The organism is Ilumatobacter sp. (assembly GCF_046290335.1).
Lineage (GTDB): Bacteria > Actinomycetota > Acidimicrobiia > Acidimicrobiales > Ilumatobacteraceae > Ilumatobacter_A.
The window spans coordinates 121,265-132,584 of sequence record NZ_JBKAGH010000006.1 but is presented as its reverse complement, the minus strand read 5'-3'; the positions used below and the strand labels follow the sequence as shown (position 1 = coordinate 132,584).

9 protein-coding genes are annotated in these 11,320 nt (G+C 66.4%); 8 read left to right on the top strand and 1 reads right to left on the bottom strand.

The window, feature by feature from the left end:
• Positions 1–152: 152 nt before the first annotated feature.
• The 8 genes from ACE37B_RS19975 (at position 153) to ACE37B_RS19940 (ending at position 9,593) form a co-directional block, all read left to right on the top strand.
• Positions 153–1,193: an LLM class flavin-dependent oxidoreductase gene (locus tag ACE37B_RS19975; protein ID WP_409925097.1), complete on the top strand. Its 1,041-nt coding sequence runs from the start codon at positions 153–155 to the stop codon at positions 1,191–1,193.
• Positions 1,194–1,218: 25 nt separating this feature from the next.
• A complete protein-coding gene (locus ACE37B_RS19970) occupies positions 1,219–2,157 on the top strand; it encodes a succinylglutamate desuccinylase/aspartoacylase family protein (RefSeq protein WP_409925096.1) in 939 nt (312 codons plus the stop codon).
• A gap of 65 nt (positions 2,158–2,222) precedes the next feature.
• The gene (locus ACE37B_RS19965; RefSeq protein ID WP_409925095.1) at positions 2,223–3,182 is read left to right on the top strand and encodes an ABC transporter ATP-binding protein; all 960 of its coding nucleotides are present in this window, start codon (positions 2,223–2,225) and stop codon (positions 3,180–3,182) included.
• A complete protein-coding gene (locus ACE37B_RS19960) occupies positions 3,179–4,168 on the top strand; it encodes an oligopeptide/dipeptide ABC transporter ATP-binding protein (protein ID WP_409925094.1) in 990 nt (329 codons plus the stop codon). The genes ACE37B_RS19965 and ACE37B_RS19960 overlap by 4 nt, the downstream gene beginning before the upstream one ends.
• Positions 4,165–5,130 (top strand): ABC transporter permease, encoded by a 966-nt coding sequence (locus ACE37B_RS19955; protein WP_409925093.1) that lies wholly within the window; start codon positions 4,165–4,167, stop codon positions 5,128–5,130. The genes ACE37B_RS19960 and ACE37B_RS19955 overlap by 4 nt, the downstream gene beginning before the upstream one ends.
• A 5-nt stretch (positions 5,131–5,135) precedes the next feature.
• Positions 5,136–6,050, top strand: a complete 915-nt coding sequence (locus ACE37B_RS19950; protein WP_409925092.1) for an ABC transporter permease — start codon at positions 5,136–5,138, stop codon at positions 6,048–6,050.
• Positions 6,051–6,226: 176 nt separating this feature from the next.
• A complete protein-coding gene (locus tag ACE37B_RS19945) occupies positions 6,227–7,873 on the top strand; it encodes an ABC transporter substrate-binding protein (protein ID WP_409925091.1) in 1,647 nt (548 codons plus the stop codon).
• Between the two features lie 136 nt (positions 7,874–8,009).
• Entirely contained in the window at positions 8,010–9,593 is a 1,584-nt protein-coding gene (locus ACE37B_RS19940; protein ID WP_409925090.1) for an AMP-binding protein, read from the top strand.
• Positions 9,594–9,629: 36 nt separating this feature from the next.
• Here the strand turns inward: ACE37B_RS19940 and ACE37B_RS19935 are convergent, their stop codons facing one another.
• Entirely contained in the window at positions 9,630–11,303 is a 1,674-nt protein-coding gene (locus ACE37B_RS19935) for a thiamine pyrophosphate-dependent enzyme (protein WP_409925089.1), read from the bottom strand.
• Between the last annotated feature and the right edge of the window lie 17 nt (positions 11,304–11,320).

The window sequence follows — 11,320 nt, the reverse complement described above, 5'->3', positions numbered from 1 at the left end:
CAGTCGCGCCCGTTTCGAAGGTGTGAATCACCGGCGTGCCGCTTGCACACCTCGCCCTCCATGATCCATAATGTGAGAGGGTATTTCGAATATAGGAATCCTTTGCGACGTCGCTGACAACCCGGAGACGTCAAAATCGGGGGAGACAAGGTATGAAGATCAGTTTCGCAACGACCCTCGTCGGTCTCGACGCTCGTGGTGAGCGCCGGTGGAACGTCGACGACTTCGTCGCCGAGATCCAGGCTGGCGACCGCCTTGGGTTCTACGGCGCGTACACAGGCGAGCGCCGTGGTCGCGGGCCCGCCTCGGGAAAGACCGGCGTCGCCTACAGCCCCGACCTGCTGTGCTCGCTCGGGCTGGCGCGCACCGAATCTCTGGTCTTCAACTCCCACGTGACGCTGCTACCCATCCATCATCCGGTCCGAGTCGTCCAGGATGCATGCGTGGTCAACAGCTTGTTCCCCGGCCGCTTTCGCCTCGGCGTGGGGGCGGGCTACACCGAGGACGACTTTCGGGCCTTCGGTGTCTCCCGCAAGGAACGTGGGAAGCGAATGGAGCAGGGCCTGCAAGCGATCCGTGCATTCCTCGACGGTAGGACGATGACGATGGACGGTCCGTTCTATGGGGAAGTCCCCGAACTCGACCCGGCGATGGGCGGCCACATTCCCGACGTCCTGGCCGGAGCGTGGAGCGAGCCCGGCGTATTGCGGGCAGCCCGCTACACCGACGGATGGTTCACCGGCCCGATCCGCACGGTGGAGGCGGAAGCCGAACTCGCCAGGCTCTACCGCGCCGAGTGTGAGCGACTGGGTAAACCATCGCGGATCGTGTTGATGCGCGAAGCGGCCATCGCTCCCACCGACGAGCAAGCCCGGCAGGTCTGGGGCCAGCATCTGCTCGATTACGCGCGGATCTACTACGAACGTGGCGGCACCTACGAGGAGCGTTGGGACCCATGGGTCGCCGACGTCGAGTCGGCCGACGACATCACGCTCGACATGGTCCTCCCGGACCGGTTCCTGTGCGGTTCACCGGACACATGGCTCGAATCCATCAACTCCTGGCGCACGACGATTCAGCCCGACGAGATCCTGCTTCGCCTGCGCTATTACTACGGGCCGTCCCTGCAGGAGGCACTCCACGCCATGGAGCTCGTCGGCCGCGAGATCATCCCGGCGGTCGCGACGTGGTGAAGCACCCTTGGGGAGGTGCTGCGGCGTGAACGAGGTCGTGTGGCGAGATCTCGAGTTCGGCGCCCGTGTCGACGGGACGCCGTTCCGGATCCGGCTGGCAAAGGTCACCGGAGGGCGGCCCGGTCCCACTACCGCAGTCGTCGGCGGCATGTGGGGCGACAAGCCGATGGGCTGTCTGTCGGTGCACGAACTCATCGAGATCGTGCGATCGGCCGACGACCTGTCCGGTTCGGTGGTGTTCGCCCCGGCGGTGAATCTGCCAGCGTTGAGCGTCGGACGGCGCTACAGCCCCGACGGGATCCAGCTGAATCGCCGGTTCCCGGGTCGAGAGCGCGGCTTCCTGAACGATCAGATCGCCCACCTCCTCATGGAAGAAGTGGTCGGGCCAGCCGACGTCGTGGTCGACCTCCATTCGGGCACCCCGGACATGTCGCTCCACTACACCTACGACTTCGGCTGCCTCGAGTTGTCGGCGGCGTTCGGTCGTCTGCCGATCGTCGTCGGGCACACCTATCCGGGTCAGCTCTGCAGTGCGGCTGCCGCCGCCGACGTCCCGGCTTGCCTGCCCGAGTTCGGCGGTGGCCCGTCGACGTCCCTCACGGACGGTGTCGAGGGCGTCTGCAACGTGCTGCGCTGGACGGGTCAGCTCGGAGGTGAACTCGCCGGACCGCGTTCGCTGCCCGTGATCGACGAGGTGACCCTGGAGCTCGTGTCGACGCACGGGATCCTGGTGTCATCGGTCGATCCGGCGTCGACCGGTGACGACATCGATGCCGGCGTGCTGGGTGAGGTGCGCAGCGCAGTCGACGGCTCTGTGCTTGAGCGCTTCGAGCTCGACCGCGACGGCATCCTGCTGATGAGCCGTTGTACGCCGATCATGGTGACGCCGGGCGACTACGCGTTCATGGTCGGTCACCCGTCCGACCGAATCGAGCTGCCGGCACGCGGGAGCTTCCGGTCGTGAGCAATATTGCGCACTCTGAGTCGGCGCCGGTGAACCGCGGAGCGGCCGATGCGAACCGTCGTCCGATGCTGTCCGTCGACGATCTGCGCGTCACCATCCCGACCCGACGCGGCGAGGTATACGCGGTCCGTGACGCCTCGTTCACCGTCGCGCAGGGTGAGAAGGTGGCGATCTTGGGAGAGAGCGGGAGCGGCAAGTCGATGACCGTCACCTCGCTGATCGGTCTGCAGCCTCCGAACGCCGTCGTCTCTGGTCGCGTGAACCTGGACGGTGTCGAGGTCGACATCTCCAATCGAACTGCGGTGCGTCGGCACCTGCTGAGTGACATGAGCATCGTGTTCCAGGACTCGCAATCGAGCCTGAACCCGACGCAACGGATCGGTGAACAGCTCGAAGAGGTGCTCGAAGTGCGAGGGGTGAGCGGCAGGCGGGCGTGGGAGCGGTGCCTCGAGATGCTCAAGTTCGTCGGTGTGTCCGAGCAGGAACGCCGGATGCGGAACTACCCGCACGAGTTGTCCGGCGGGATGCGCCAGCGCGTGATGATCGCGATCGCACTGCTGGCCGAGCCGAAGGTGCTGATCGCCGACGAGCCGACGACAGCGCTCGACACGACCATCCAGGCGCAGGTGATCGACCTGATCCAGCGCATCCAGGCCGAGACCGAGATGTCGCTGATCATGATCACCCACGACGTCGCGCTGGCCGCCGAGGTGTGCGACCGAGCGGTCGTTATGTATGGCGGCTACGTCGTCGAGGACGTTCCGATGTCGATGCTGACCGGCGGCGATCGCCACCCTTATACCAAGGCGCTGTTGTCGGCGATGCCGACGCTCGACGCCGAGCGCGCCGTTGCGCTGACCTCAATCAAAGGCGAGCCACCATCGGCAACCACTCGATTCGCCGGGTGTCCGTTCGCGGAGCGTTGCTACGAGGTGATCAACGATTGTCGAGAGGGCTTGCCGGCGATCCGGGAAATCAGACCGCGCGTCCACGCCCGCTGCATACGACGAGGAGAGGAGCCGTGAGCACTGCGGCAGAGTTCCGGAACGTCAGCAAGCGGTTCGGCAAGAAAAAGAACGCCCTGTGGGCGCTCCGCGATGTCTCGTTCTCGATCGCTCCAGGCACCACGCTCGGCGTCGTCGGTGAGTCCGGCAGCGGCAAGTCGACCCTCGCTCGGATCGCCGTCGGGCTCGAACACCCGACGAGTGGTGAGGTCTCGGTCAACGGGATGTCGCTCAACGAGTCGCGGCGGGAGCGCGCGAGCCAGATGGTCTTCCAGGACCCGGCAAGCTCGCTCAATCCGCACATGACCCTGCTCGACAGCGTCCGTGAACCACTCGATGCCCACCACGAGCGCACGGCGACGTCGGAGCGCAACGAGACCGCCCGCGGCTACCTCCGTGAGGTCGGCATGTCGCAGGATTTCGATCGGCGGTACCCCATCGCGTTGTCGGGTGGGCAGAAGCAGCGCTCCTCGATCGGACGGGCGCTCACGACTCTGCCACCGCTCGTGGTCTGCGACGAACCGGTGACGGCGCTCGACGTCTCGATCCGTGCCCAGTTGCTCAACCTTCTCCGGAGGCTCCAGGCGGCGCACGGGTTGTCGTTCATGTACATCTCGCACGACCTCACGACCGTGACCTACATGAGCGATCAGGTCCTCGTGCTCTATCTCGGCGCCGTGATGGAGATCGCCGATGTCGCGGCGCTCGTCGCAGCGCCGGCCCACCCGTACACGCACGCGCTGATGGGTGCCGTGCCTCGCATGCAGCAGGGCGTCCAGCAGCGACCGTCGATTCGGCTGCTCGGTGATCCGCCGAGCCCGATGAATCCTCCGTCCGGGTGCAGCTTCAGTACGCGGTGTCCGGTCGCCGAACCGCGCTGCTTCGAGGAGACGCCACCGCTCCGTGAACTCGACGACGGCCACCAGGTGGCCTGTCACCTTGCTCCGGTGAGCGTCGAGTTGATGAGGGCGTCACAGCAGCGGATCTACGACGAGGCCGACGCATGACCCGATACATCCTCGGCCGGCTGGCGATGCTTCCACTCACCTTGCTCGTGGTGTCGTTCGCGACGTTCTCGTTCATCCACCTGGCCCCCGGCGACGCCGTCGACGTCATGTTGGCGCTCAGCCCCGACTCGACCGAAGAGCAGCGGGACATGCTGCGAGCAGAAGCCGGTCTCGACGACCCGTTCTTCGCCCAGTACTTCCGGTGGCTGGGCGATGCGGTCACCGGCGACCTGGGCGAATCGGTCAACACCGGACAGCCCGTCAGCGAGATGCTCGCCGAGCGGATGCCGGTGTCGTTCCAACTCGCCGTGTATGCGATCACGATGGCGATCGCGATCGGGCTCCTCATGGGGGCGATCGCTGTGCGCTGGCGTGAGTCGTGGGTCGATCGGGGAATCATGTTCCTGTCGACCGGCGGGATGTCCGTGCCCAGCTTCTTCTTCGGCACGGTCGCCATCTACATGATCTCCGTCTACTTCCCGAGCTACGGCGTGCTGACGTACACGCCCTTCACCGAGAGCCCGCTGAAGAACCTGCAGGGTCTGTTCTTTCCGGCGCTGTCGATCGCACTCGTCACCGGGTCGGTCTTCATCCGGTACTTCCGCGGCGCGGCCGAAGACATCCTCAGAAGCACCGACTATGTGCGGACGGCCCGATCGAAGGGCGCCTCCGAGCGGCGCGTCGTCCGCAAGCACGTCCTCCCGAACGCGCTGATCCCGTTGGTCACCGTGGCTGGGCTGCAGTTCGGCTTCCTGATCGGCGGAACCGTCGTGATCGAGACCGTCTTCGCCCTGCCCGGTCTCGGGCGCATGATCATGACCGGCGTCGAGACCCGCAACTACCCGGTCGTGCAGGGTGGCGTCGTCTTACTGGCCATCGGCTTCGTGCTGATCAACCTGATCATCGACCTCCTGTACCCGATTCTCGATCCTCGGGTTCGCCTGTCGGACCGAACGGAGTGATGTCGATGAGTCTCCAAGATCACGTCGATTCCGAACGAGCGGCGACGGATGACGCGGCAGCTGTGGCCGATCAGTCGTCAGCCACGCCCGGCCGGCTCCGCCGGATGGCGCGAGCGTGGTCGCAGAGTCCGTGGGAGCTCAAGGGTGGGGTGTGCCTGCTGCTCTTCCTCGTCCTGCTGTCGACCGTCGGAGCGATGCTCTACGGCGTCAACCCACAGGCGATCTCGCGCGACACACTCGTGTCGCCGTCGTGGGACTATCCGCTCGGAACCGACACACTCGGCCGCGACGTGCTCGCGCGGGTGATGTTTGGAATGCGCTACTCGCTCGCGGTGGCGTTCTTCGCCACGATCGCGACCACGGTGATCGGGGTCGCGATCGGGACCCTGATCGGCTACGTCGGCGGTTCCGTCGACTGGATCGGCATGCGGCTGGTCGACGTGCTCCTCGCAATCCCGGCACTCCTGATCGCCGTGGCGCTGGTGGCGGCGCTCGGGCCGGGCCTGCTCCCACTGACCATCATCCTCGTCGGCGCCTACCTCCCCCAGACGATCCGCGTCGTCCGGGCGAGCACGCTCCAGGTGAGGTCGCGAGACTTCGTCAACTCGGCGCGACTGTCGGGACTGGGGCTGTGGAAGATCCTGGTGCGCCACATGGTGCCCAACATCCGAGCGACCGTGATCGTCCAGGCATCGGTGACCGCTGCCTACGTCTTGCTCATCGAGGCCGCCTTGTCGTTCCTCGGGCTCGGTCTGCAGCCGCCGACGCCCTCATTGGGCTTCATGGTGACCGAGGGCCGGGCACGCATGGAGATGGCTCCGATGCCGGTGTTCGCTCCGGGCACGGTCATCTTGCTCGCCGTGTCGTCTTTCATGCTGCTCGGTCAAGGTCTCGACAAGTGGTTGCTGCAAGACCGATGAACGCACGTATCCGCTGATGGCAGAGCGAAGGGGGGGCCGCCTTGACCCTAGATGAGCCGTGAACAGCATCCGATCCATCCGACCATCGAACTACACAACACCAAAGAACTCGACGTCGTCCGGCGACGTCACGACGAAAGGAAAATCTCGTGTCAGTATCCAATGTCTCGGGGCCGTTGCGACGTCCCCGCTTCCGGAGAGTCTTCGCTCTCCTTGCCGCTACCAGCCTCATCGTCGCCGCGTGCGGCGGTGACGACGACGAATCCGGCGCCGAACCGGTTGCGTCCGACGACGCCTCGTCCGACGACGGCGCCGGCGGCTCGTCCGACGCCGCCAGTGGCAATGGTTCGTCCGATGACGGCTCGTCCGAGGACGACCGCTACGGCGGAACGCTCACGATCGGGCATCCGTACCTGACCGACACCCTCGACTTCGCCAGTGCAACGGCACTCCAGCACGAGATCGTGCTCGACGGCATCTACGAATCGTTGCTTGAGGTCACACCGGAGATCGAGTTCGTGCCGCATCTCGCCGAGAGCTTCGAGCAGGTCAGCGAGACCGAGTACCTGTTCACCATCAGGGAGGGTGTCGTCTTCCACGACGGCACGCCGATGACGGTCGACGACGTGGTGTATACCTTCGAGTCGATCACGGCGGAGGATTTCGCCGGTCCGGCCAAGCAGCGGCTGGCACCGCTCGTGTCGGTCGAGGCGGTCGACGACCAGACGGTGCGTTTCGAGCTGTCCGAGCCGTACGCCCCGTTCCTCTATCACATGGCGTCACCCGAAACGACTGGGATCCGTAACCAGGCGTTCCAGGAGGCCAACGCCGACAACTTGGCGTTGGTGGCCAATGGCACCGGGGCGTTCAAGCTCCGCACCTTCGTGCCCAACGAGTTGATCGAGCTGGAACGCCACGATGAGTACTGGATTGAGGGGCTCCCGTACCTCGATGAGGTGCTCATCCCGACCATCACCGACAACGCGACGCGTCTCGCCGGGCTGCGGACCGGCGAGCTCGACCTCACCGAGATCGACCCGCCGACGCTTCCCGACCTGCAGGCCCTCGATGATGTCGTGGTGAGCAGCATCGCGCCGGCCCAGACGCAGGTCATCTTCATGAACTGCACCCGGCCCCCGCTCGATGACGTCAGGGTCCGCCAGGCGCTGTTCCTGTCGATCGACGAGCAGCTGATCATGGACGTTCTGTTCGAGCCCGGGATCGCGACGCCGACTCGCTTCGCTCCGCCGATCGCTGGCGAGTACGGCTACCAGGGCGATGGCTCCGATCTGCCGTTCTTCGGTGTCGACATCGCGCGTGCGCAGGCCTTGTTGGAAGAGGCCGGCTATCCCGACGGCATCGAGATCGAGATGGGCTTCCTCAACACGGGAGCCTTCGAGCTCAACCGGCAGATGATCGAGCTGATCCGCGAAACGGCGGCACCGGCGGGTATCACGGTGAACGTGTTCGCAATGGAGCGCGGCCAGATGATCGAAGGCGAGTGGGACGCATGGAACACCCCGCTGCCGGGCAAGCCCGACCCAGCTGCCCAGGATCGCTGGTTGCGTGAGGAGAACGCCCTCATCCGCTGCCCGGCTCCCCAGCTGGAGGAGTTGCTCGACGTCCAGAACGGCATGACCGATCCCGCCGACCGACTGGGGGCCTGGGAGGAAGTCGAGAGCTACGTCGAGGACAACGCCATCCTTCACAACACCCTCGCGATGCCCAACCGGATCCGTGCCTGGCAGGACAACGTGGAGAACTACGTCGACCCGCCGCACGGCCGTCGCATGTTCCTGCGGCAGACCTGGTTGGACGAGTGATCGACAACTGATCACTGACTGACCATCCGACCCCCATCCACTGCGGCCCGGGTTCGGGACCGAGCGACGACGCTCACTCCCGGACCCGGGTTGCGACCCTGGCGGCGATCTCGGCCGCCGATCGTCGACTGGACAGATGAACCATCACCACGACCACACACCGAGCTTCTGGGAACGGGCTCGGTCCGATCCGCACCGCACGGCGTTAATCGTTCCCGACGGGACGGCCTGGACGGCCGGCGAGCTTCTCGATCGATGCGATTCGATCTCGCAGCGACTCGTCGATCTGGGCGTACAGCCGGGCGACGCGGTCGCTGTCGCCGCGGCCAGTCACCCGGACACCTTCGGCGTGATCTTGGCCGTGACGCAGCTCGGCGCCTACTACGTGCCGGTCAGCAACCGGTCGACGTTCGACGAACTCGACTATGTTCTAGGCAACTGTGCAGCCAGGTTCCTGTTCGCGGAACCGGCCGTTGTCGAGCGGGCCCCACGTCTTACTGAGATCCCCGGTCTCCTCACCGTCGTCTTGGGGGCATCGGGCCGTACAGCGGGCGTGTCGTCCAGCGGTGCCGTCGCGACCATCGACGAGTTCGTCGGGTCCACTGATCTCCCGGTGTCGTTCGACCGGCGGTGCGGCCAGATCATGCCCTATACCTCCGGCACCACCGGGTACCCGAAGGGCGTTCGTCGGCCGCTCCCGGCCGTCGGCCCCGACGAGTACTGGGGCGTCTCGAGCACGGCGAGCTTGGCCACCCTGCGGATGCAGCACGACGACGGTGTGCACCTCGTGGTGTCGCCCCTGTATCACACAGCGATCGTCAATCTCGCCACTTCCGCGCTCCACGACGGTCAGCGGATCGTGATCCGTGACCGGTTCGAGCCCTCGGACGTCCTCCGGACGATCGAGGAGTATCGGGTCACCTCAGCGCACATGGTCCCGACGATGTTCCACCGGCTGCTCGCGGTTGACGACCCCGAGCGCCGGGTCCGCGATCTGACGTCGGTGCGGACACTCCTGCACGGGGCGGCACCGTGTCCGCCGGTCGTGAAGCAGCGGATGATCGAATGGTTGGGACCCGTCGTTTGCGAGTACTACGGCGCCAGCGAAGGCGGTGGAACCTTCGTCACCGCCGAGGAGTGGCTCGAGCGGCCCGGAACGGTTGGTCGACCGTATCCGGGTGCCGAGGTGCACATCCTCGACGACGACGGATCGTCCGTGCCGAGCGGTGAGGTGGGACGGGTGTTCCTGAAGCCGGTCGGGCAGCTGTTCGAGTACCACGGCGACCCGGAAAAGACCTCCCGGTCGCGCATCGGTGGCCTGATCACCGCTGGCGATCTCGGCTACGTCGACGACGACGGCTACCTGTTTCTGAGCGGTCGGGCGAGCGATCTGGTCATTACGGGAGGCGTCAACGTCTATCCCGCCGAGGTCGAAGATGCACTGTTCTCCTACCCGGGGTTAGCCGACGCCACCGTCGTCGGGTTGCCCGACGACGAGTGGGGCGAGGTGGTGGTGGCGATCGTCGAACTACGTCCCGGATGGACGGCCAGCGTCGACACGGCCGCCGAACTCCGAGCCCACTGCGGTGGTCGGCTGGCTCGGCACAAGCTGCCGAAGCGGATCGAGTTCGTCGACCGGCTTCCACGAGAACCGAACGGCAAGATCCGCAAGGCTCAGCTGGTCGAACGGTATCGCGTTCCGCCGACCGACGGTGGGTGACGTCACAGGCCCCACTGCCGGACGGCGCTCGGTCCCTCACGGCTTTTCGGCGAAGAGATGCCAGGGGGATGGCACCTCACCGATGGCCACCTCGATCAGGGCTGGCGCTCCGTGTTCGAGAGCGAGACGGAGCTCCAACTCGAGTCCGGCAGCCGACGCGGCCCGCCTCGCCCGCAGGCCGTGGGCCGAGGCGACGGCGACGAAGTCGGGGTTCTTGAGATCGGTGCCGAGATAGCGTTCGTCGAACACCTCGCGCTGGGTGCGACGGACGTTGCCGAACGCATCATCTCGGAAGCACACCGCGATGGTCGCGATGCCGTGCCGCGCAGCGGTCGCCATCTCGCTCATGGTGAATCCCATGCCGCCGTCGCCGATGATGGCGACGACGGCCCGATCGGGATGGGCGACCTTGGCGCCGAGCGCCGTCGGGTACGAGAAGCCGAGGGTGCCTTGCCACCCTGAGGTCAGGTAGCTCCGCGGGGTGGCAACGGGCATGATCGCGTTGGCGAGGTAGCCGACCTGGGTAAGGTCCGCCACGACGATGCCGTCGCTGGGCATCGCCGATCCGATCGCGTCGACGAACTCGGCGAGCGGTCGGATCGAGTCGATCTGGCGTTCGTAGATCGTGCGGGCCTCGGTGATCGCAGAGACCGAATCACGGCGGCCCGTGCCTGTGACCGTGCCGTCAGTGACCGCGTCGACGATTGCCGAGAGGGCCAGCCCGGCGTCGGCATGCAGTGCGACGGTCGGTCGGCGCCAGCCGCCGAGATCGACCTCGTCGGCGTTGACCAGCACCAGGTCGGCTTCTGGTGCGACCACGACCGGGCGGCCGACCGCGTTCGCGAGGCGGGTCCCGACGGCGAGGACGACGTCCGCCTGCGGTAGGAGGTCGCGCCCGACGGGCTGCGGCACGACGAGGGGATGGTCGTGGGCGGTCGCCGCCTTGCCGTTGGTCGTGAGGATGACGGGTGCATCGATGCGTTCGGCGAGCCGGATCAGCGCTTCACCGGCGTCCGCAGCCGTGACACCGCTGCCGGCGACGATCACCGGGAACGTGGCTCGGTTGAGAAGGGCCGCTGTTGCGGCGACGTCGTTGGGCGAAGGCGCAGGGTGGTGGGTCGGAAGCGGCGCGACGGTTGCCGCCGAGGTTGGGTGGGCGAGCACGTCGGCAGGGATCTCGACCGCGGCGGGACGTGGGCGACCTGAACGGGCCGCCGCGAACGCGTCGGCGATCGCGGCGGGGATCGAATCGGCCGTGTCGACCATACGGTGCCAGCCGGCCAGTTCTCGAACGATGGCGCTCTGGTCGCCGAGTTCGTGGAGCACGCCGGCGTGACGGTCGCGTGCCCACGTCGGGATCGCCCCGACGAGCGCCACGACGGGTGACGAGCACGCCCAGGCCGTAGCGAGCGCAGCGGAAGCGTTGAGCAGGCCCGGACCGGGGACGACCATCATCACACCGGGTCGGCCGGTCGTCCTGGCGTAACCATCGGCCATATAGCCGGCACCTTGTTCGTGGCGTGTGTGGACGAACCTGATCGTGTCGCCGAGACGGGCGAGACCGTCGACGGCGTGGTCGAGTTGGGCCCCGGGCACACCGAACACGACCTCCGTGCCCTCGGACACGAGCTGTTCGGCGAGCACGGTCCCCCCGGTCCGTGGCGTCCCCTTCGACGGATCGATTGCCCGCGTTTCCCGACCGGGCCTCATCGACCTTTTCTAACATG